Genomic DNA, 22,139 nt, shown 5'->3' with positions numbered 1-22,139 from the left:
TCTCACCTCCAAGGGCCGCGTCACGGTTCGTCCCCGAAGGTACGCACCGTGCCGCGGCCCTGTCCAACGAATTGATTCAGGGAACTAGCCGAGCAGTTCCACCTCCGCCACCGTCGCCGCGCCACCCGCGAACACCAGCCGGTAGTGCCGGTGTTCGCCCGGGTCGCTCACGCCGAACACGCGCGTCTGCCGGTCCCAGGCGAAGGACTCACCGGAGCGCGAGTCGAGCGTCTTCCAGGACGTCCCGTCGTCCGACGCCTCCAGCTTCCAGCCCGCCGGGGCCTTCGCCCGGTCCTCGGAGGTCAGCGTGTACTGCACCGCCTTCGCTCCGTCCGCGCCGACCGGCAGCTCCACCGACTCCGCACGCGCCGAGGTGGCCGAGGAGTTGTCGAACAGCGGGCCCGAGCCCGTCGTGACGTCGTGGCGCGGGGCCGGCACCTTGTCATCCTGCGTGATCGAGGTCGGTGCCGCGTCCTTGCCCGCCCCCCACGCCGACGGCTTGTCGCCCATCGCGAACTCGATGACGCCGCCCTTCGACACGAGCGAGTGAGGCAGCGAAGTCTTCGACCAGGTCCGGCCGTTGACCTTCACACCCTGCACGTACACGTTCTTCGCGCTGTTCTCCGGCGCCTTCACGACGAGGTCCTCGCCGTTCTCCAGGTGCAGCGTCATCTTCGTGAACTGCGGGGAACCGATGGCGTACTCGCCGCTTCCCATGACGAGCGGATAGAAGCCGAGCGAGGAGAAGAGGTACCAGGCGGACTGCTCGCCGTTGTCCTCGTCACCGTGGTAGCCCTGACCGATCTCGCTGCCCGTGTAGAGGCGCGAGAGCACCTCGCGGACCTTCTCCTGCGTCTTCCAGGGCTGCCCGGCCGCGTCGTACATGTACGTGACGTGGTGCGCGACCTGGTTGGAGTGCCCGTACATGCCCATCCGCACGTCCCGGGCCTCCGTCATCTCGTGGATGACCCCGCCGTACGAGCCGGCGACCTCCGCCGAACCCGTCTCGGGCGTCGCGAAGTACGTGTCGAGCTTCTTCGCGAGACCGTCGCGGCCGCCGTACAGATTGGCGAGGCCCCGGCTGTCCTGGACCGCCGTGAACGCGTAGCCCCAGGCGTTGGTCTCCGTGTAGTCGTGACCCCAGATGCGCGGGTCGAAGTCCTCCGACTTCACGCGCCAGTCGCCCTGGGCGTCCTTGCCCTGGAAGAAGCCGGTGCCGGCCGCCTTGCCGTCGAACATGTTCACGTAGTCACGGGCGCGGTTCAGGAAGTACTCCGACTCCTCCTTGTACTTCTTCTCGCCCGTCTTCTTGTAGAGCGCCTGGCCCATCCGCGCGATGCCGTAGTCGTTGAGGTAGCCCTCCAGCGCCCACGACAGGCCCTCGTGCGTGTCCGTCGACGTGTAGCCGAGGAACGGAGAGGTCTCCATGCCCTTGCGGCCGACGCCCGACGACGGCGGCACCACGGTCGCGTTCTTGACCGCCGCCTTGTACGCCGCCTCGGCGTCGAAGCCCTTGACGCCCTTCACGTACGCGTCGGCGAACGCCACGTCCGACGACGTGCCCGTCATCAGGTCCGCGTACCCGGGCGAGGACCACCGAGAGATCCAGCCGCCGTCCCGGTACTGCTGCACGAACCCGTCGACCAGCTCACCCGCCTTCCCCGGAGTGAGCAGCGTGTACGCGGGCCAGGTCGTCCGGTAGGTGTCCCAGAAGCCGTTGTTGACGTACGGCTTCCCCTCCACGATCTTCGCGCCGGTGTGCGTCGGGGTGTCCGGACCCGGCATCGGGGAGAACGGCGAGGCGTACTTGTACGTGCCCTTGCCGCCCGCCGAACGGACCTTCTCGAAGCCCGAGTTGGGGTACAGGTACAGCCGGTACAGCGAGGAGTAGAGCGAGGTGAGCTGGTCCTGCGTCGCGCCCTCGACCTCCACCTTCCGCATCAGCGTGTCCCACTGGGCCCGCGCCGCGTCCCGCACCTGCGTGAACGACCGCCGCTCCGGCACCTCCTGCGCCAGGTTGTCGGCCGCCTGGTCGATGCTGATGAGCGAGGTCGCCAGGCGCAGCGTCACCGTGCGGTCCTTGCCGGCGTCGAACGTGAAGTGCCCCTTCACGCCCGCCGACGCGGCCTCCTTCACCGGCCTGTCGAAGACGCCGTACACGAACAGCCGCGTCGCGCCCGTCGACAGCCCCGACTTCACGTCCGAGTAGCCGGTGACGACCCCCTTGTCCCGGTCGAGGGTGAGGCCGCCCTGCTCGGAGACGTTGTCGAAGATCACGCTCGCGTCGTCGCCCGGATAGGTGAAGCGCAGCGCCGCCGCGTGGTCGGTGGGGGCCATCTCGGCCTTCACACCGTTCTCGAACGTCACCCCGTAGTAGTAGGGGCGGGCCGTCTCGTTCTCGTGCCGGAAGGGCAGCGCGCGCCCCGCGCGGGACGTGTCGACCGTCTTCGCCGCCGACGGCATCATCTGGAACGTCTGGCGGTCACCCATCCACGGACTCGGCTCGTGGCTCGCCGCCAGCGCCTCCATCGTGGGCAGGTTGTCCTTGTCGTTGTCCCGGGCGTAGTCGTAGAGCCAGCTCAGCGAGCCCGCGTTGGTGACCGGCGTCCAGAAGTTGAAGCCGTGCGGGACGGCCGTCGCCGGGAAGGTGTTGCCGCGCGAGAAGCCGCCGCTGGAGTTCGTACCGCGGGTCGTCGACGCGTAGTCGCTCAGGTGCGCCTTAGGCTCCGCGGGCTTCGCCCGCTCGATGCCGAGGTCGTCGATCCAGCCGCGGAACTTCGCCGGACCCTTGGGGGAGTCGTAGGCGACGAGGATCCGGTCGACGGTCTTCCCGGCGGCGACCGAGCCGATCCCGGAGCGCACCGCGTTCCACTGGTTCACATAGAGCCGCTTCGCCGCGCCCTGCCCCTGCGGCGTGAGGAGCCCGCCGTGGGAGTCGACGGCCTTGAGGTCGCTCAGGTACGTGCCGTCGGTGAAGGCCAGGTCGACGGAGACGTTCGTGGCGTCGTAGTCGAGATCCTTGTCGGCCATCTGCGGGAAGATCTTGTAGGACAGCTCGGTGTCCTTCTCCACCGCCACGTTGACGTCGAACACCTTGTTGTACGAGTACGCGCGCCCGTCCGTCTTGTGGGTGCCGGCGTAGCGCAGCGCGCGCACTCCCGTGAAGCCCGCGCCCGCCTTCGCCGTCGGCGAGCCGCCCGGACCCTTGTCGACGAGCGAGAGCATGTCCTCGGGGGCCGGGGCCTGCTCGTCGCCCGTGGACAGCTGGAGGTCGGCGAGCTGGGTGATGTCCGGGGCGCCGTTGTTCTTCGTGAACTCGATCCGGAAGTGCGCGTACGCGGCCGGCTTCTCGATCGCGTACGTCTTCGTCTCGAACCGCGCCCCGAAGCTTTCCCCGGTACGGCTGTCCAGCGTGGTCCAGGTCGTGCCGTCCGCCGAGCCCTTGAGGACCCAGTCCTTCGGGTCGCGCTCGTCGTGGTCGTTCGCCGAGGTCAGCGCGTACTTGCGGACCTCGACGGGCGAGTCGAGGTCGTACTCGACCCAGGCCGTCGGCGCGAAGGCCAGCCACTTCGTGCCGGCCTCCCCGTCGACCAGGTTCTCCTTGGTCTCCCCGCCGCCCGCGTTCTCGGCGCTGGCCCGGACCTCGGTGACGTGCCCGTTCACATTGCCGGGGATGCCCGCGACGTAGCCGCCGTCGACCCCGCTCGCGCGCTTCTTCCCGTCCGCGTCCGTGTCGACCGTGTTCAGCCAGTCCGGCGCGGGCTGGCCCGCCTCGAAGGAGGAGCTGAACCCCTGCGCCGCGTCCCCTTCCCGGTCGGGCCGCGGGGCCGCCGCGCCCTGCCCCGCAGTGGTCAGGACCAGGGCGGCCGCCCCCAGTACCGCCGTGACGCCGAGCCGTCGCCGGCTCCGGCCGGTTCTGTACCGGCCCGTTCTGTGACCCGTGCTTCCCCTGCTTCCGCCCTGCATCCCTGCACCCTCCCGGCGCGCTCGGACAACGTTGTCAACTTGGTGCGCAGGGTCCAGTAGTGCGGCAAGTGGTCAAGGGTGTCAAGGGTGTTGGGCCGTACGGGCACCCGCACCGGGTGCCGACTCGCTCGGGTGTACGGGGCACGGAAACGCGCCCCGCGTTCGACCTCCGAACGCGGGAAAGCCGGCGGCGCGGGGGAATGCGGGCCGGGGCGATGCCGTGGCTGGTTTCCGTGAGGTCTCAACTCGGAAAAGACCGACGTCCAAACCTGCATTCGATCTTGCCCACCCCGCGGGAAGTGGACTATACCTGTCGGCGTCTGGCCCGGCCGGTGCGAACCGGCCGAGGACGGACCCGGGGAACGGGGGGAGAGCGGCGGGGGCGCGAGCGCGCGGCCCGTCGGATTCCCCCTTGCCGCCGGTTCTCATCGCAGCACCCAGCTCCACCTGCGTTCCCCCTCGGTGAGGGGACGACACAGCACATCACCGCGGTGCCGGGGAGGATCCGGTTCACCGCCTGAGTCCTGGAGAAGGCGAGGACTTGAGCATGGGATCCACCCCCGGCGTACGCCATCGCGATCTGATCGAGCGGGGCGCGACCGTCGCTCCGGCCGCGGCCCCGGTGACCGCTTTTCCGGCATCGCTCAGCTGATCACCCTCGGTGCCGCCGCGCGGCACCGGGACGACGGCGAAACGCCCCGGCACGCAGCTCCGCGGACCCCTCTGGCGGAGACCCGCACCTGGGGCGCGCTCCAAGAGAAGTGCGGCAAGGGCCCGGCCGACCCGGCCCGCCGGCCGCACACGCAGCACATCCGTACAGCTCCAACCGATCAGTGAGGATGCAGAGATGACCATTCGTGCCGGCTCTCTTGACAGGCGGACGCTCCTGCGCGGAGCGATCGCAACCGCGGCGATGGGTTCGTTCGCGGTGGCGTGTGGCTCTCCCTCGGGCAAGGGCGACGGAGGTGGCGGTCCGAAGGGCGAGAAGAGCGCCACGAACCCGTTCGGCGTCGCCAAGAACTCCAAGGTCGACGCGGCCATCTTCGACGGCGGCTACGGCACCGACTACGTCGACTACACCAACCAGGTCGTCGGCAGCCAGGTCAAGGGCCTCAAGGTCCAGGTCAAGCCGGTCGTCGACATCGCCCCGGAGCTCCAGCCCCGCTTCGTCGGCGGCAACCCGCCGGACCTCATCGACAATTCCGGTGAGGACCAGATCGGCTTCCTCGGCATCCTCGACCAGCTCGAGGAGCTCGACGACGTCTTCGAGGCCAACACCTACGAGGGCAAGAAGATCGCCGACATCGTCTACCCCGGCGTCAAGGACCCCGGCACGTTCAAGGACAAGTTCGTCGCGCTCAACTACGTGATGACGGTCTACGGCGTCTGGTACTCGAAGACGCTGTTCGAGGCGAACGGCTGGACCCCGCCGAAGACGTGGGACGAGGCGCTCGACCTCGGCCAGAAGGCGAAGAAGAAGGGCAAGTACCTCTTCGTCCACGGCAAGGAGGCGGCGACCTACTACCGCACGCTCCTGATCGACTCGGCGATCAAGGAGGGCGGCGACGAGGTCCGGCTCGCGCTGGAGAACCTGGAGAAGGGCTGTTGGTCGCACCCGGCCGTCCAGGGCGTGATCAAGGTCATGGAGACCATGGTCAAGCAGAAGATGTTCGTCCCCGGCGGCTCCGGCACCCAGTTCCAGAAGGCGCAGGCGATCTGGAGCAACGACCAGAAGGCGCTGCTCTACCCGTCCGGCGGCTGGATCGAGAACGAGATGAAGAAGGCCACGAAGGCCGACTTCCAGATGACCGGTTTCCCGTCGATGACGCTCACCGACAAGCCGAAGCTGCCCTACGAGGCGATCCGCGCGGCCGCGGGCGAGCCGTACATCGTGCCCAAGCAGGGCAAGAACCCGGCCGGCGGCAAGGAGGTCCTGCGGGCGATGCTGTCCGAGAAGGCGGCCGCCAACTTCTCGAAGACGAAGCTGGCCCCGACGATCGTCAAGGGCACCGTGCCCGCCGACGGTTACGGCTCGTCGGCCCTCGTCTCGCAGACGAAGATGCTGGAGGCCGCGGGCACCAACATCTTCACCTACAACTTCGTCGAGGCCTACGGGATGAACACGGACCAGCTGGTGCCGTTCAACTCGTTCCTCTCCGGCGACATCGACGGCAAGGGGCTGACCTCGGCGCTGCAGAAGATCTCCGACAAGATCCGGGAAGACGACTCCGTCGACAAGATCAAGGTCAGCTAGCACCGCGATGAAAGAAACGACCATCTCCGACACCGCGAGCCGCCGGCCGGCGCCGGCCGCTCGCGGTGGGCGGCCCCGGCGCCGCAAGCTCACCTTCGACCGGGTGACGTTCTTCCTCGCGTTCCTCGGCGTCCCGCTGGCCATCTTCGTGCTCTTCGTCCTGTACCCGTTCGTCCAGGCGATCTTCTGGGCGATGACCGACTGGCGCGGCTTCAGCCCGGACTACGAGTTCGTCGGCCTGGACAACTTCACCAAGATGTTCCAGGACGACGTCTTCATGAAGGCGTTGCGCAACATCGCGATCCTCGCGGTCTGCGTGCCGCTGGTGACGTTGACGCTCGCCCTGGGGGTCGCGGTGGCCGTCACCCTGGGCGGTCCCAGCAGGGGCCCCGTCCGGGGCATCAAGGGAGCGTCGTTCTACCGGATCGTCTCGTTCTTCCCCTACGTCGTGCCGGCGATCATCGTCGGCCTGGTGTGGGCGCAGATGTACGACCCGAACGCAGGCCTGGTCAACGGCATCCTCACGGGCCTCGGCCTCGACGGGTTCGACAAGTTCGCCTGGCTGGGCGAGACGGCGAGCGCGATGCCGTCCCTGATGTTCGTCATCGTCTGGGGGCTCGTCGGCTTCTACGCGGTGCTCTTCATCGCCGCGATCAAGGGCGTCCCCGCGGAGCTGTACGAGGCGGCGAGGATCGACGGGGCCGGCCGGCTGCGGATGACCCTCTCGGTCACCCTGCCGTCGATCCGGGACACCGTGCAGACGGGCTACATCTACCTGGGCATCGCCGCGCTCGACTCGTTCGTCTACGTCCAGGCGATGCTGCCGGGCGGTGGCCCGAACAACTCGACCCTGACGATCAGCCAGCGGCTGTTCAACGTCGCTTTCGCGAAGCAGCAGTTCGGACTCGCCACCGCCATGGGTGTCGTGCTCGCCGTCGTGACCCTCGTGTTCGCGGCACTCGTGTTCCTCGTCAACCGTCTGACGGGCGGCGGCGAGGGCGAGGGCAGAAAGAAAGCGCCCGGGGCCAAGGCCCGTCGTGGCGCGGTCAAGGGAGGTGCTCGGTGAGCGCCATTGTTGCCGACCGGGAACAGACGACGGACCGCAAGCCGGCGCGTGACCGGAAGCTGACGAGAGCCGCCGCGAGCAGCGACCGCCGGTTCGCGGTGATCTCGCACACGCTGCTGATCCTGTGGTCCGTGATCGTGATCGTGCCCATGCTGTGGGTGCTGGTGTCCTCGTTCAAGTCCACCAGCGAGATCCTGTCGTCGCCGTTCAAGCTGCCGAAGCGCTGGCGGTTCGAGAACTACGCGCACGCGTGGACCGACGCGAACATCGGGAAGTACTTCCTCAACTCGGTGATCATCGTCGTCTCCGCGCTGGTCCTGGTCATGCTGCTGGGCGCGATGTGCGCCTACGTCCTGGCCAGGTTCGAGTTCCCCGGCCGCCGGCTGATCTACTACGTGATGCTCGCCGGGCTGACCTTCCCGGTCTTCCTGGCGATCGTGCCGCTCTTCTTCCAGCTGCAGAACTTCGGTCTGCTGAACACGCGGCCCGGTCTCGTCCTCACGTACGTCGCGTTCGCGCTGCCGTTCACGATGTTCTTCCTGTACTCGTTCTTCCGGTCGCTGCCGCACGACGTCTACGAGGCCGCGCTGATCGACGGCGCCGGTGACTGGCGGGCGTTCTTCCAGGTGATGCTGCCGATGGCCAAGCCGGGCATGGCCGCGGTGGCGATCTTCAACTTCCTGGGCCTGTGGAACCAGTTCCTCCTGCCGGTGGCACTCAACACCGACCAGGACAAATGGGTGCTGACCCAGGGAATGTCCGCCTACGCGTCCTCGCAGGTCTACGACATCGACTACGGCGGCCTGTTCGCGGCCATCGTGGTCACGGTCGTGCCCGTGCTGATCGTGTACATCATCTTCCAGCGGCGGATCGCCGGTTCGGTGTCGCAGGGCACCTTCCGCTGACGCACACCGTCGCGCCGCACCCGCGTGCCACAGGGGCCGGGCCCCGGAGAGACCGCTCTCCGGGGCCCGGCCCCTGTCCGCGTGTGCGGCCCGCGCGCGTTGCGTCGTAGGAACCGATTTCTGTCAAGGGCTTGACGCCAGAGGCCCCTTCAGCGGAGCTTGGAGTTCATAACTTGTACAAGGCCCGGTCACTGTCCGTGTGACGCGGGCCACGGACGGCTCATTTACGGGGGCCGCCCGCCATAGGGCTAAGGGTGGAGAGAGTCAATGGAGACTCCGGGGTCGCAGTCGTCGCTGCACCGGGCCAATCTGGAGCGGGTCGTGCGCGCCGTGCGCCTCGCCGGATCGCTCACACAGGCCGAGATCGCCCGCACGACGGGTCTGTCGGCGGCGACCGTCTCCAACATCGTCCGGGAGCTCAAGGACGGGGGGACGGTCGAGGTCACGCCCACCTCGGCCGGCGGGCGCAGGGCCCGCAGCGTGTCGCTCAGCGGCGACGCGGGCATCGTCATCGGCGTCGACTTCGGCCACACGCACCTGCGCGTCGCGATCGGCAACCTGGCCCACCAGGTCCTCGCCGAGGAGGCCGAGCCGCTGGACGTGGACGCCAGCGCCGCGCAGGGCTTCGACCGTGCCGAGCAGCTGGTGGAGCGCCTGGTCGCGGCGACCGGCGTGGACCGCTCCAAGGTCGCGGGCGTCGGACTCGGCGTCCCGGGCCCGATCGACGTGGAGAGCGGCACGCTCGGCTCCACGTCCATCCTGCCGGGCTGGACCGGCGCCAAGCCCGCCGAGGAGCTGGGCCGCCGTCTCGGCGTCCCGGTGCACGTCGACAACGACGCGAACCTGGGCGCCCTCGGCGAGCTGGTCTGGGGCAGCGGGCGCGGGGTGCGGGACCTGGCGTACATCAAGGTCGCCAGCGGTGTCGGCGCCGGCCTGGTCATCGACGGCTCGATCTACCGGGGCCCGGGCGGCACGGCGGGCGAGATCGGGCACATCACGCTGGACGAGTCGGGCCCGGTCTGCCGCTGCGGCAACCGCGGCTGCCTGGAGACCTTCACGGCGGCCCGCTACGTGCTCCAGCTGCTCCAGTCGAGCCACGGCACCGATCTGACCATGGAGGGCGTCGTACGGCTCGCCAGGGACGGCGATCCGGGCTGCCGCCGGGTCATCGCCGACGTGGGCCGTCACATCGGCTCCGGCGTCGCGAATCTGTGCAACCTGCTGAACCCCTCCCGGGTGGTCCTCGGCGGCGACCTGGCGGAGGCCGGAGAGCTCGTCCTCGGCCCCATAAGGGAGTCCGTGAGCCGCTACGCGATCCCCAGCGCGGCGCGTCAACTCTCGGTCCTGCCAGGGGCGTTGGGCGGTCGCGCGGAGGTCCTCGGGGCGCTCGCCCTGGCCCTCAGCGAGATGGGGGATTCAACCCTTTTGGACGGCACCGCGTCCGCGCCCACACCTGTCTTCACTTAGAGAACGCATGACACCGTTGCCATCTCGTTAAGGATTTACTCCTTGACGATGGGGTTGCGGCCGAGTTGACTTCCGGCTACCTCGGCCGCAACGTCGCGGCCTCGTCAGGGAGGTTTCTGAAGTGAACACGCGTATGCGTCGTGCCGCCGTTGCGTTCTGTGCCACCGCCATGGCCGTGTCCCTCGCCGCCTGTGGCAGCGCGAAGGAGTCGGGCGACAAGAGCGACACCGAGAAGACCGCCGGCAAGAAGGGCGACGCGATAACCGTCGGCCTGCTGCTGCCGGAGAACCAGACGGCTCGCTACGAGAAGTTCGACAAGCCGATCATCGAGAAGCAGATCAGCGATCTGACCAACGGCAAGGGCAAGGTCGAGTACCTCAACGCCAAGCAGGACGCGACCCTGCAGTCGCAGCAGATCGACACGATGATCACCAAGAAGGTCGACGTGCTGATCCTGGACGCGGTCGACTACAAGGCGGTCGCCGGCGGCGTGAAGAAGGCCAAGGACGCGGGCATCCCCGTCGTCGCGTACGACCGCCTGGCCGAGGGTCCGATCTCCGCCTACACCTCGTTCGACAACACCGAGGTCGGCAAGACCCAGGGCGAGGCCCTGCTCAAGGCCATGGGCTCCGACGCCAAGGCGAGCAGCAAGATCGTCATGATGAACGGCGCGATCACCGACCCGAACGCGAAGCAGTTCAAGGACGGCGCGCTCTCGGTGCTCAAGGGCAAGGTGGACATCGCCAAGTCCTACGACACCAAGGAGTGGAAGCCGGAGAACGCCAACGCCAACATGGAAGGCGCCATCTCCGCGATCGGCAAGGACAAGATCAAGGGCGTCTACTCGGCCAACGACGGCATGGCGGGCGGCATCATCACCGCCCTCAAGGCCGCGGGCCTCAAGAAGCTCCCCCCGGTCACCGGCCAGGACGCCGAGCTCGCCGGCGTGCAGCGCATCGTCACCGGCGACCAGTACATGAGCGTCTTCAAGTCGTACCCGCAGGAGGCCGAGACCGTCGCCAAGATGGCCGTCTCCATCGCGAAGACCGGCAAGGTCGACAGCTCCCTGCAGACCAGCACCGTCGACAGCGGCACCGACAAGGGCATCCCGTCGGTCATCGTCCCGGTCGTCTCCCTGACCCAGGACAACATCAAGGACACGGTCGTCAAGGAGGGGTACTACACCCTCGACGAGATCTGCACGGCCAAGTACAAGGCCGCCTGCGACAAGATCGGCCTGAAGTAGTCGGTCCGGCGCCCACGCGCCCCCCGAACGTCCGGCGCCCCGCCGCCGACAGCCCCGCAAAGCTAACGGCGGGGCGCCGGACGAACACCCCCCCTCAGACTTCACTTCTGTTCAAACCTCCCGCCGGGTCAGGCCTTTGGCGGCGAAGGAGATGGTTCACGTGTCCGCTACGCCCGTGCTGGCGTTGCGCGGGGTCTCCAAGCGATTCGGTGCCGTCCAGGCGCTCACCGACGTAGAGCTTGAGGTCCACGCCGGTGAGGTGGTCGCCCTGGTCGGCGACAACGGTGCCGGAAAGTCCACCCTGGTCAAGACGATCGCAGGCGTGCACCCCATCGATGACGGCGTCATCGAGTGGGACGGCAAGGCCGTCGCGGTCAACAAGCCGCAGGACGCCCAGGGTCTGGGCATCGCGACCGTCTACCAGGACCTCGCGCTCTGCGACAACATCGACGTCGTCGGCAACCTGTTCCTGGGCCGGGAGATCAAGCGCCGCGGCGTCCTCGACGAGGTCGAGATGGAGCGCCGCTCCCGCGAGCTGCTCGAGACCCTGTCGATCCGCATCCCCAGCGTGCGCATCCCGATCGCCTCGCTCTCCGGCGGTCAGCGCCAGGTCGTGGCCATCGCCCGCTCCATGCTCGGCGAGCCCAAGCTGGTGATCCTGGACGAGCCCACCGCCGCCCTCGGCGTCGAGCAGACCGCACAGGTGCTCGACCTCGTGGAGCGGCTGCGCGAGCGCGGCCACGCGGTCATCCTCATCAGCCACAACATGGCCGACGTGAAGGCCGTGGCCGACAAGGTCGCCGTGCTGCGCCTCGGGCGCAACAACGGCGTCTTCGAGGTGAAGAACACCTCGCAGGAAGAGATCATCTCCGCCATCACCGGCGCCACGGACAACGCGGTGACCCGACGTGCGGCGCGCACCAACGGGGAGGCTCAGAAGTGAGCGTCGACAAGACCAACCCGAGCCTCGACAAGACCCAGGGGACCGTGGACGCGGCCCCGGCGGCCGCCGGGGCGTCCGTCGCGGCCGTCGACCCCCGCCTGCTCGTGCGCGAGCAGGGCTTCGCCGGCTACCTGAGCGAGTTCAAGCGGAAGATCAAGGGCGGCGACCTCGGCGCCATACCGGTCGTCATCGGCCTGATCGTCATCTGCGCGATCTTCCAGAGCCTGAACTCGGCGTTCCTGGGCGCGGAGAACCTCAACAACATCTTCGTCGCCATGGTCGCCACGGGCATGATGTCCGTCGGCATCATCTTCGTGCTGCTGCTCGGCGAGATCGACCTCTCGGTCGGCTCCGTCTCCGGTGTCTCCTCGGCGATCATGGCCGTGATGAGCATCACCCACGGCGTCAACGAGTGGCTCGCCGTGCTCACCGCCCTCGCGGCGGGCGCCGTCATCGGAGCCCTGCACGGCTTCTTCTTCGCCCGCGTGGGCGCCCCCGCCTTCGCCGTGACGCTGGCCGGCCTGCTGTTCTGGAACGGCTTCATGCTCCAGATCCTGGGCTCCAACGGCACGATCAACATCGACAGCGAAGGCGTCGTCGGCAAGCTCACCAGCTACTACTTCTCCGACGTCGCCGCCGCCTACGGCCTGGCCGTCGTCGCGGTCCTCGGCTACTTCGTGCCGACGTACCTCGGCAACCGCCGGCGCGCCCTCGCGGGCATCCCGTCCCGGCCGCTCAGCGACATCCTGATGCGCACCGTGCTCCTCGCGATCGGCGTCTTCGGTGTCGCGGTGATCTTCAACCAGTACAAGGGCCTGCCGCTCGCGGTGCTGCTCTTCGGCATCGTCCTGGTCGGCAGCGACTTCCTGCTGCGCCGCACCGCGTACGGCCGTAAGGTCTTCGCGCTCGGCGGCAGCGTCGAGGCCTCCCGCCGCGCCGGTATCAACGTCACGGCGGTACGGATCTCCGTGTTCGCCATCGCGGGCCTGTTCGCGGCGGTCGGCGGCCTCTTCTGGGCCTCCAAGATCGCGGCGGCCAACCAGAGCGCCGGCTCCGGCGACCTCCTGATGAACGTCATCGCGGCGGCCGTCATCGGCGGCACCAGCCTCTTCGGCGGCCGCGGCCGCACCTGGAACGCGCTGCTCGGTGTCCTCGTCATCACCTCGATCCAGTACGGCCTCGCCCTCCAGGGCATCGCCACGCCGATCCAGTACATGATCACCGGTGGTGTGCTTCTCGCCACGGTCGTCATCGACTCGATCACCCGCAAGACCCAGAAGTCGGCCGGTCGCGCCTGACCGCCTGACCTGGCAGACCGTGCCCGGCGTCGACGAGGACGCCGGGCACCGTCGCGTCCGGGGGACACCCCCCGAACGCCCGGCCCGCCCGCCACCCCCGGCGGCGGAACATTAGACTCGACGGACCCGGCAAGCTCGGACAGGCCTGCCAGCTACACACCGCTCTATTGCAAGGAGGCACGGGTGCCGCTGCTGACCCGCATCACGGGACCGCGCGATCTGGACCGGCTCAGCCTGGAGCAGCTGGACCAGCTGGCGGGAGAGATCCGGACCTTCCTCGTGGACGCGGTTTCGAAGACCGGCGGCCACCTCGGCCCCAACCTCGGCGTCGTCGAGCTGACGATCGCCCTGCACCGCGTCTTCGAGTCCCCCAAGGACAAGGTCCTGTGGGACACCGGCCACCAGTCCTACGTGCACAAGCTGCTCACCGGCCGCCAGGACTTCTCGAAGCTGAAGATGAAGGGCGGACTGTCCGGCTACCCCGCGCAGGCGGAGTCCGAGCACGACCTCATCGAGAACTCGCACGCCTCCACCGTCCTCGGCTGGGCCGACGGCCTCGCCAAGGCCAACGAGCTGCGCCGCAGCGACGACCACGTCGTCGCCGTGATCGGCGACGGCGCCCTCACCGGCGGCATGGCCTGGGAGGCGCTCAACAACATCGCGGCCGCCAAGGACCGCCCGCTCGTCATCGTCGTCAACGACAACGAGCGCTCCTACGCCCCCACGATCGGCGGCCTCGCCAACCACCTGGCGACCCTGCGCACCACGAACGGCTACGAGCGCTTCCTGGCCCGCGGCAAGGACATCCTGGAGCGCACCCCCGTCGTCGGACGGCCGCTCTACGAGACCCTGCACGGCGCCAAGAAGGGCCTCAAGGACTTCATCTCGCCCCAGGGCATGTTCGAGGACCTCGGCCTCAAGTACGTCGGCCCGATCGACGGCCACGACGTCGAGGCCCTGGAGTCCGCGCTGACCCGCGCCAAGCGCTTCGGCGGCCCCGTGATCGTGCACTGCCTCACCGAGAAGGGCCGCGGCTACCGCCCGGCCGTCGAGGACGAGGCGGACCGCTTCCACGGCATCGGCCCCATCCACCCCGACACCGGCCTGCCCGTCAAGGCCTCCGGCGCCGACTGGACCTCCGTCTTCGGCGACGAGATGGTCCGCCTCGGCCGCGAGCGCGAGGACATCGTCGCGATCACCGCCGCGATGCTCCAGCCCGTCGGCCTGAAGAAGTTCGCCGAGGAGTTCCCCGAGCGGGTCTACGACGTGGGCATCGCCGAGCAGCACGCCGCCACCTCGGCGGCCGGCCTCGCCGCGGGCGGCCTGCACCCGGTCTTCGCCGTCTACGCGACCTTCCTCAACCGCGCCTTCGACCAGCTCCTCATGGACGTGGCCCTGCACAAGTGCGGCGTCACCTTCGTCCTGGACCGGGCCGGCATCACCGGCACGGACGGCGCCTCGCACAACGGCATGTGGGACATGTCGATCCTCCAGGTCGTGCCCGGCATCCGCATCGCGGCGCCGCGCGACGCCGACCAGGTCCGCGCCCAGCTGCGCGAGGCCGTCCAGGTCGAGGACGCCCCGACCGTCGTGCGCTACTCCAAGGGCGCGGTCGGCCCCGCCGTCGAGGGCGTCGGCAAGGCCGGCGGCATGGACGTCCTGCGCGAGCCCGGCAGCGACCGCCCCGACGTGCTGCTCGTCTCCGTCGGCGCGCTCGCCCCGATGTGCCTGGAGATCGCCGATCTGCTCGACAAACAGGGCATCACCACGACCGTCGTCGACCCCCGCTGGGTCAAGCCGGTCGACGAGGCCCTCGCCCCGCTGGCCGAGCGCCACCGCGTCGTCGTCACCGTCGAGGACAACTCGCGGGTCGGCGGCGTCGGCTCCGCGATCGCCCAGGCGCTGCGCGACGCGGGCGTCGACGTCCCGCTGCGCGACTTCGGCATCCCGCCGCGCTTCCTCGACCACGCCTCCCGCAAGGAGATCATGGCCGAGATCGGCCTGACCGCCCCGGACATCGCCCGCCAGGTCACCGGCCTGGTGGCGAAGCTGGACGGCCGCTACGAGCGCGAGACGGCCGCCGCCGTGGAGCCCGCCCGCGACTGACCCGCACCCCGCGCACGCCTCCGGGCCGGCCGGACCTCCACAGGAGGTCACGACCGGCCCGATCGTGTGAAAGGACCCGGTCTCGACGCGCGCCCGCAGCCGACTGCCTGAATCATGGGCGTACGGCCATGGCTACGGAGGTACGCCGATGAGCGTCGACCAGCAGTCGAACGGGAACGGGAACCAGTCCCTGTTCCGGACCAAGACGGTCGAGCAGTCGATCCGGGACACCGAGGAACCGGAGCACGCCCTCAGGAAGTCCCTCTCCGCCTGGGACCTCACCGTCTTCGGCGTCGGCGTCATCATCGGCACCGGCATCTTCGTCCTCACCGGCAAGGTCGCCAAGGAGAACGCGGGCCCCGCGACCGCGCTCGCCTTCGTCGCCGCCGGCATCGTCTGCGCGCTCGCCGCGCTGTGCTACGCGGAGTTCGCGTCCACCGTGCCGGTCGCCGGATCGGCGTACACCTTCGCGTACGCCTCCATCGGCGAGCTGCCCGCCTGGATCATCGGCTGGGACCTGGTCCTCGAGTTCGCGCTCGGCACGGCGGTGGTCGCCGTCGGCTGGTCGGGCTACGTGCGGTCGCTGATGGACAACATCGGCTGGCACCTACCGGTGTCCCTGGAAGGGCCGGACGTGCCGGGCGGCACCTTCGACATCCTGTCCTTCCTCCTCGTCCTCGTGCTGACCGCCGTCCTGGTCCTCGGCATGAAGCTGTCCGCCCGGATCACCGCGCTGGTCGTCGCCATCAAGGTCACCGTCGTGATGATCGTGATCGTCGCCGGCCTGTTCTTCATCGTGGGCGACAACTACAAGCCGTTCATCCCCGACCCGGTGACCCCGGAGAGCGGCGGCGGCTGGGAGACCGCGCCCCTGGTCCAGCTGATGTTCGGCTACGAGGCCACCAACTTCGGCCTCATGGGCATCTTCACGGCCGCGTCCATCGTCTTCTTCGCCTTCATCGGCTTCGACGTCGTGGCCACCGCCGCCGAGGAGACCAAGCTGCCGCAGCGCGACATGCCCCGCGGCATCCTCGGCTCGCTCCTCATCTGCACGATCCTGTACGTGGCCGTCGCCCTCGTCGTCACCGGCATGCAGCACTACACGAAACTGTCCGTCAGCGCCCCGCTCGCCGACGCGTTCAAGGACGTCGGGCATCCCTTCTACGCGGGCGTCATCAGCTTCGGCGCCGCCGTCGGCCTCACCACGGTCTGTCTGATCCTGCTGCTCGGGCAGACCCGCGTCTTCTTCGCGATGAGCCGCGACGGACTGCTGCCGCGCTTCTTCTCCAAGACCCACCCGAAGTTCCGCACCCCGTACCGGCCGACCATCCTGCTCGGCGTCATCATCTCGGTCGTGGCCGGCTTCACCAGCATCAACGAGCTGGCGACGCTGGTGAACATCGGCACCCTGTTCGCCTTCGTCGTCGTCGCGGTCGGCGTGATGGTCCTGCGCCGCACCCGCCCCGACCTGCCCCGCGCCTTCCGCACCCCGTGGGTCCCGGTCCTGCCGATCGTCTCCATCGCCGCGTCCCTGTGGCTGATGCTCAACCTGCCCGGCGAGACCTGGCTCCGCTTCGGCGTGTGGATGGTCATCGGCATGGTCGTCTACTTCCTCTACGGGCGCCGCAACAGCCGCCTGAACCCCGCCAAGCAGTGATCGCAGAAGCGTTCGACGCGTGCCTATGATGTGCGCGTCGAGCGTGGATGCCGTGCAGTCGACGCGGCGGGAACGGGAAGGTGAACCCAGCCATGCGGAGGAGGGGGACGGACTCCGCGGGCCTTGCCCGCGCCGTCGGCGGCACACCCGCCGAGGACACCGGGGACGCGATAGGGCACCCGCTCTCGGGCACGGCCCGCGGCCGCTGGCTCACCCGCGGCAAGGACGGCAGGCTCACCCTCCACGCGCCCTCCGACGACGGGCTGCTGCGCTGGACCGAGCGACGGCCCGGCGGCCCCGAGTGGACCGGCCCCGACTTCTTCCCGGCCGAGCACCTGACCGACCTCGTGATCGCGCAGGGCGCCGACGGGATCGTGCACCTCCTCGCCCGGCGCCCGCGCGCCGACGACCCCGGCGTCGAGATCGTGCACGCCATCCAGTACCAGTCCGGACGCCCCGTCACCGAGTGGCGCTCGCTCGGCAATCCGTACCGCACCGCGGAGAACGGCCGGAAGGCCGGCGTGCCGACCGCCGCCGTCGACACACAGGGCACCGTCTTCGTCTTCCTGCGCAACGCCGGGCGCGGGCTGCAGCTGCGCCGCGAGCAGAAGGACGGCAAGTGGGGGCGCTGGGAGGACCTGCGCGGCTCCCGCCTCGGCGACGGCCCCGTCCCCGCGGCCACCTCGGACGGCCACGTGGAGGTCGCCGTGCCCTCGGAGCAGGGCGTACGGCTCTGGGCCCAGGACGCCCCGGACGGCGCCCTGAGCGCCGTGGAACCCCCGCTGGAGTGCGGGGCGCTCGCCGGGTCCGGCACGGCCCTGGAGACCGCTCCGGGGCGCCTCACGTACTACTGGACCGACCCGGAGTCCGCCTCGGTCGTGGCCCACCGGCGCGGCGGCCCCGTCGTGCCGATCGGCGGCTCGCCCGGCGACGGCGCCCTCGCGGCCCTGCGCGCCCGCGTCGACGGCCAGGACTGCACGGTCCTCGCCCAGCGCGGAGCGGACGGCACCCTGCTGCTCGGCGTCTGCGCCACCGAGGCCGAGCGGCACGGCATGTGGTGGTCCGACACGGGCGTGGCCTGCACCGGCGACCCGGCCCTCGCCCTCGACGCCCTCGACCGTGTCGTCGTCGCGATCCGCGGCGCCGACGGGGCCCCGCGCCTGACCCGGCAGGACCCGGACGGCCCCGGCCTCACGCTCTCACCCGACTGGCGGCGGCTCTGAGGACCGCACGGCACGCGGCCCGACCGTCCGCGCCCCCAGGGCCTCGACCCGGGCCCGCAGTTCACGATCGGCGGTGACGACGGTGCAGGGCCGCCCGAGCCGCCCCACGAGCTCCACGATGTGATCGTCCCCGCTGCCCGCGGCCGACTCCACCCGCACCCCGACCACGGACTCGACCCCGCGCGCGGCCCCCTCGACGACCAGCACGACCTCGACCCCGTGCCGCTGCCCGTACGCGACGAGACTGTCCCGCAACCGCACGGCGGCCCCGAACCGGTCCCGCCACCACCCGTCGGGCACCGACCCCACCACATTGGCCCCGTCGACCACGAGCACATCGTCCATGGGTCCAGGATGAACGCCGAAAGGGGCGCGGGGAACCGCGGATCAGCCCCAACTGATCCGCCGTACCCGCGCCCCTCGGTCACACAGGTGGTCGGGCGGCGAGCCGCCCGTGCGTTCCGCTACGCGGGGACGCTGGCCACGCCCGCCTCGAGGAACTTCTTGCCGTTCACCCGCTCGGAGACGCCCTCGCGGTCCAGGTACGGCGTGATGCCGCCCAGGTGGAAGGGCCAGCCCGCACCGGTGATGAGGCAGAGGTCGATGTCCTGAGCCTCGGCGACGACACCCTCGTCGAGCATGAGCCCGATCTCCTGGGCGACGGCGTCGAGCACGCGGTCGCGGACCTGCTCCTCGGTCAGGACGACATCGCCCTGCTTCAGGAGCGCGGCGACCTCGGGGTCCAGCTCCGGCTTGCCGGAGTCGTAGACGTAGAAGCCGCGCTTGCCCGCCTTGACGACGGCCGCGAGGTTCGGGGAGACGGTGAAGCGCTCCGGGAAGGCGCGGTTCAGGGTCTCCGAGACGTGCAGACCGATGGCCGGGCCGACCAGCTCGAGGAGGACGAGCGGGGACATCGGCAGGCCCAGGGGCTCCACCGCCTTCTCCGCGACCTCGACCGGGGTGCCCTCGTCGATGACGTTCTGGATCTCGCCCATGAAGCGGGTGAGGATGCGGTTCACGACGAACGCCGGGGCGTCCTTCACGAGAACGGCGGTCTTCTTCAGCTTCTTGGCGACGCCGAACGCCGTGGCGAGCGCCGCGTCGTCCGTCTGCTCGCCGCGCACGATCTCCAGGAGCGGGAGGATCGCGACCGGGTTGAAGAAGTGGAAGCCGACGACCCGCTCGGGGTGCTTCAGCTTCGACGCCATCTCGGAGACGGACAGCGACGAGGTGTTCGTGGCGAGGATCGCGTGCGCCGGGGCGACGGCCTCGACCTCGGCGAACACCTGCTGCTTGACGCCGATCTCCTCGAAGACGGCCTCGATGATGAAGTCCGCGTCCGCGAAGCCCTCGGCCTTGTCCAGGACACCGGAGACCAGGCCCTTCAGGCGGTTGGCCTTGTCCTGGTTGATGCGGCCCTTGCCGAGCAGCTTGTCGATCTCGGCGTGGACGTAGCCCACACCCTTGTCGACGCGCTCCTGGTCGATGTCGGTCAGGACGACCGGCACCTCCAGGCGGCGCAGGAACAGCAGGGCGAGCTGCGAGGCCATCAGACCGGCGCCGACGACGCCGACCTTGGTGACCGGGCGCGCCAGGTTCTTGTCCGGGGCGCCGGCGGGACGCTTGCCGCGCTTCTGCACCAGGTTGAACGAGTAGATGCCGGCGCGCAGTTCGCCGCCCATGATGAGGTCGGCGAGCGCCTTGTCCTCGGCGTCGAACCCGGCCTGCAGGTCACCGTCCTTGGCGGCGGCGATGATCTCCAGGGCGCGGTAGGCGGCCGGGGCCGCGCCGTGCACCTTGGAGTCGGCGATGAACCGGCCGCGCGCGACGGCCTGGTCCCAGGCCTCGCCGCGGTCGATGCCGGCCCGCTCGACCACGACATCGCCCTTGAGGACGTTCGCCGTCCAGATCAGCGACTGCTCCAGGAAGTCCGCACCCTCGAACAGCGCGTCCGCGATGCCGAGTTCGAAGACCTGCTTGCCCTTGAGCTGCTTGTTCTGGTTCAGGCTGTTCTCGATGATGACCGAGACGGCCTTGTCGGCGCCGATCAGGTTCGGCAGCAGCGCGCAGCCGCCCCAGCCGGGGACCAGACCGAGGAAGACCTCGGGCAGCGAGAACGCGGGCAGCGCCTTGGAGACGGTGCGGTACGAGCAGTGCAGACCGACCTCGACGCCACCGCCCATCGCGGCACCGTTGTAGTACGCGAACGTCGGCACGGCGAGGCCGGACAGACGCTTGAAGACCTCGTGGCCGCCCTTGCCGATGGCGAGCGCGTCGTCGTGGTTCTTCAGCAGCTCGACGCCCTTGAGGTCGGCGCCGACGGCGAAGATGAACGGCTTGCCGGTGATGCCGACACCGACGATCTCACCGGCCTTGGCCTCCGCCTCGACCTGGTCGATCGCGACGTTCAGGTTCGCGAGCGAACCCGGGCCGAACGTGGTCGGCTTGGTGTGGTCGAAGCCGTTGTCCAGCGTGATGAGGGCGAAGCGGCCCGCACCGTAGGGCAGTTCGAGGTGCCGTACGTGCGCGGACGTGACGACCTCGCCGGGGAACAGCTCGGCCGCACCCTTCAGAAGCTCGGCGGTGGTGCTCACTTGTCCCCCTCGAAGTGCGGGTTTTCCCAGATGACCGTCGCGCCCATGCCGAAGCCGACGCACATGGTGGTGAGGCCGTAACGGACCTCGGGCTGCTCCTCGAACTGGCGGGCCAGCTGCGTCATCAGACGGACGCCGGAGGAGGCGAGCGGGTGACCGAACGCGATGGCGCCGCCGTACTGGTTGACGCGCGCGTCGTCGTCGGCGATGCCGTAGTGCTCCAGGAAGGCGAGCACCTGCACGGCGAAGGCCTCGTTGACCTCGAACAGGCCGATGTCCGAGATCGACAGGCCGGCCTTGGCGAGGGCCTTCTCCGTGGCCGGGATCGGGCCGTAGCCCATGACCTCGGGCTCGACGCCGGCGAAGGCGTAGGAGACGAGGCGCATCTTGACCGGGAGGTTGTTCTCCCGGGCGAAGTCCTCGGAGGCGATGATCGAGGCGGTGGCGCCGTCGTTGAGACCCGCGGCGTTGCCGGCCGTGACGCGGCCGTGCGTGCGGAACGGCGTCTTGAGACCCGAGAGGTTCTCCAGGGTCGTGCCCGGGCGCATCGGCTCGTCGGCGGTGACCAGGCCCCAGCCCGTCTCGCCGACCTCGGCGTTGGTGTTGCGCACGGAGATCGGGACCAGGTCCTGCTGGATCTTGCCGTTCGCGTACGCCTTCGCGGCCTTCTCCTGCGAGCGCACGGCGTACTCGTCGGCGCGCTTCTTGGTGATGGTCGGGTAGCGGTCGTGCAGGTTCTCGGCGGTCATGCCCATGAACAGGGCGGACTCGTCGACCAGCTTCTCGCTGACGAAGCGCGGGTTCGGGTCGACGCCCTCACCCATGGGGTGGCGGCCCATGTGCTCGACGCCACCGGCGATGACGGCGTCGTAGGCGCCGAACGCGATGGAGCCGGCGGTCGTCGTCACGGCGGTCAGCGCGCCGGCGCACATGCGGTCGATCGAGTAGCCGGGGACGGACTGCGGCAGCCCGGCCAGGATGCCGGCCGTGCGGCCCAGGGTCAGACCCTGGTCGCCGATCTGCGTGGTCGCGGCGATGGCGACCTCGTCGATCTTGGCCGGGTCGAGGGCCGGGTTGCGGCGCAGCAGCTCGCGGATCGCCTTGACGACGAGGTCGTCGGCCCGGGTCTCGTGGTAGATGCCCTTCGGGCCCGCCTTGCCGAACGGGGTGCGGACGCCGTCGACGAAGACGACGTCCCTGACGGTACGAGGCACGATGGCTCTCCTCCAAGATGCGGGACGGCACTGCCGCGGCGCGCACCTGAGCGCGCGCTCACCCCTTCATGCTACTTGCGAGTAACCATGCTGCCCAGCCCCCTCGCCCGGAGCGGCGAACGTCACACTTCCAAAAGAGGGCTCAGCGCCGATTGGGAGCCCCCGTCGGGGCGAGCGTCCACGGGCCGCGCGAGCGGACG

The 22,139-nt window shown here is 69.5% G+C and carries 14 protein-coding genes; 10 read left to right on the top strand and 4 right to left on the bottom strand.

The window, feature by feature from the left end; all coding sequences use genetic code 11:
* Positions 1 to 84: 84 nt before the first annotated feature.
* Positions 85 to 3,966, bottom strand: a complete 3,882-nt coding sequence (locus IAG42_RS08125) for a GH92 family glycosyl hydrolase (RefSeq protein WP_188336350.1) — start codon at positions 3,964 to 3,966, stop codon at positions 85 to 87.
* Positions 3,967 to 4,813: 847 nt separating this feature from the next.
* Here IAG42_RS08125 and ngcE point away from each other — a divergent pair.
* The 10 genes from ngcE (at position 4,814) to IAG42_RS08075 (ending at position 18,131) form a co-directional block, all read left to right on the top strand.
* On the top strand, positions 4,814 to 6,220 hold the full coding sequence (ngcE, locus tag IAG42_RS08120) for an N-acetylglucosamine/diacetylchitobiose ABC transporter substrate-binding protein (protein ID WP_188336349.1): 1,407 nt from the start codon (positions 4,814 to 4,816) through the stop codon (positions 6,218 to 6,220).
* Between the two features lie 7 nt (positions 6,221 to 6,227).
* Positions 6,228 to 7,286, top strand: a complete 1,059-nt coding sequence (locus IAG42_RS08115) for a carbohydrate ABC transporter permease (protein ID WP_188336348.1) — start codon at positions 6,228 to 6,230, stop codon at positions 7,284 to 7,286.
* A complete protein-coding gene (locus IAG42_RS08110) occupies positions 7,283 to 8,191 on the top strand; it encodes a carbohydrate ABC transporter permease (RefSeq protein ID WP_188336347.1) in 909 nt (302 codons plus the stop codon). The genes IAG42_RS08115 and IAG42_RS08110 overlap by 4 nt, the downstream gene beginning before the upstream one ends.
* 267 nt (positions 8,192 to 8,458) lie before the next feature.
* Positions 8,459 to 9,658 carry an ROK family transcriptional regulator gene (locus IAG42_RS08105; RefSeq protein WP_188336346.1) on the top strand — a complete coding sequence of 400 codons (1,200 nt, stop codon included), beginning with the start codon at positions 8,459 to 8,461 and terminating at the stop codon, positions 9,656 to 9,658.
* A gap of 121 nt (positions 9,659 to 9,779) precedes the next feature.
* Positions 9,780 to 10,904, top strand: a complete 1,125-nt coding sequence (locus IAG42_RS08100) for a sugar ABC transporter substrate-binding protein (protein ID WP_188336345.1) — start codon at positions 9,780 to 9,782, stop codon at positions 10,902 to 10,904.
* Positions 10,905 to 11,055: 151 nt separating this feature from the next.
* Entirely contained in the window at positions 11,056 to 11,847 is a 792-nt protein-coding gene (locus tag IAG42_RS08095) for an ATP-binding cassette domain-containing protein (RefSeq protein WP_188336344.1), read from the top strand.
* Positions 11,844 to 13,145 (top strand): sugar ABC transporter permease, encoded by a 1,302-nt coding sequence (locus tag IAG42_RS08090; protein ID WP_188336343.1) that lies wholly within the window; start codon positions 11,844 to 11,846, stop codon positions 13,143 to 13,145. The genes IAG42_RS08095 and IAG42_RS08090 overlap by 4 nt, the downstream gene beginning before the upstream one ends.
* 183 nt (positions 13,146 to 13,328) lie before the next feature.
* Positions 13,329 to 15,251 (top strand): 1-deoxy-D-xylulose-5-phosphate synthase, encoded by a 1,923-nt coding sequence (gene dxs / locus IAG42_RS08085; RefSeq protein WP_188336342.1) that lies wholly within the window; start codon positions 13,329 to 13,331, stop codon positions 15,249 to 15,251.
* A gap of 148 nt (positions 15,252 to 15,399) precedes the next feature.
* On the top strand, positions 15,400 to 16,908 hold the full coding sequence (locus IAG42_RS08080) for an amino acid permease (RefSeq protein WP_188336341.1): 1,509 nt from the start codon (positions 15,400 to 15,402) through the stop codon (positions 16,906 to 16,908).
* A gap of 92 nt (positions 16,909 to 17,000) precedes the next feature.
* The gene (locus tag IAG42_RS08075; RefSeq protein WP_223205905.1) at positions 17,001 to 18,131 is read left to right on the top strand and encodes a hypothetical protein; all 1,131 of its coding nucleotides are present in this window, start codon (positions 17,001 to 17,003) and stop codon (positions 18,129 to 18,131) included.
* On the opposite strand, the gene IAG42_RS08070 is transcribed toward IAG42_RS08075, so the two are convergent.
* From IAG42_RS08070 to IAG42_RS08060, 3 genes are all read right to left on the bottom strand, one after another.
* Positions 18,108 to 18,476: a PIN domain-containing protein gene (locus IAG42_RS08070; protein ID WP_188336340.1), complete on the bottom strand. Its 369-nt coding sequence runs from the start codon at positions 18,474 to 18,476 to the stop codon at positions 18,108 to 18,110. The genes IAG42_RS08075 and IAG42_RS08070 overlap by 24 nt on opposite strands.
* 119 nt (positions 18,477 to 18,595) lie before the next feature.
* Entirely contained in the window at positions 18,596 to 20,725 is a 2,130-nt protein-coding gene (locus IAG42_RS08065) for a 3-hydroxyacyl-CoA dehydrogenase NAD-binding domain-containing protein (protein ID WP_188336339.1), read from the bottom strand.
* Entirely contained in the window at positions 20,722 to 21,939 is a 1,218-nt protein-coding gene (locus tag IAG42_RS08060) for a thiolase family protein (RefSeq protein ID WP_188336338.1), read from the bottom strand. The genes IAG42_RS08065 and IAG42_RS08060 overlap by 4 nt, the downstream gene beginning before the upstream one ends.
* Positions 21,940 to 22,139 lie beyond the last annotated feature (200 nt).

The sequence above is a fragment of the Streptomyces xanthii genome (genome assembly GCF_014621695.1).
In the GTDB taxonomy this organism is placed as follows: domain Bacteria; phylum Actinomycetota; class Actinomycetes; order Streptomycetales; family Streptomycetaceae; genus Streptomyces; species Streptomyces xanthii.
Note: the sequence above shows the minus strand (reverse complement) of the source record. Positions and strands in the feature narration are given on the sequence as shown.

What these genes read in the sequence shown, in the direction of transcription:
- IAG42_RS08115 (WP_188336348.1), top strand. Translation starts at nt 6,228, where the DNA reads ATGAAAGAAACGACCATCTCCGACACCGCGAGCCGCCGGCCGGCGCCG.
- ngcE (WP_188336349.1), top strand. Translation starts at nt 4,814, where the DNA reads ATGACCATTCGTGCCGGCTCTCTTGACAGGCGGACGCTCCTGCGCGGA.
- IAG42_RS08095 (WP_188336344.1), top strand. Translation starts at nt 11,056, where the DNA reads ATGGTTCACGTGTCCGCTACGCCCGTGCTGGCGTTGCGCGGGGTCTCC.
- IAG42_RS08125 (WP_188336350.1), bottom strand. Translation starts at nt 3,966, where the DNA reads ATGCAGGGCGGAAGCAGGGGAAGCACGGGTCACAGAACGGGCCGGTAC.
- IAG42_RS08070 (WP_188336340.1), bottom strand. Translation starts at nt 18,476, where the DNA reads ATGGACGATGTGCTCGTGGTCGACGGGGCCAATGTGGTGGGGTCGGTG.
- IAG42_RS08080 (WP_188336341.1), top strand. Translation starts at nt 15,400, where the DNA reads ATGAGCGTCGACCAGCAGTCGAACGGGAACGGGAACCAGTCCCTGTTC.
- IAG42_RS08075 (WP_223205905.1), top strand. Translation starts at nt 17,001, where the DNA reads ATGCGGAGGAGGGGGACGGACTCCGCGGGCCTTGCCCGCGCCGTCGGC.
- IAG42_RS08105 (WP_188336346.1), top strand. Translation starts at nt 8,459, where the DNA reads ATGGAGACTCCGGGGTCGCAGTCGTCGCTGCACCGGGCCAATCTGGAG.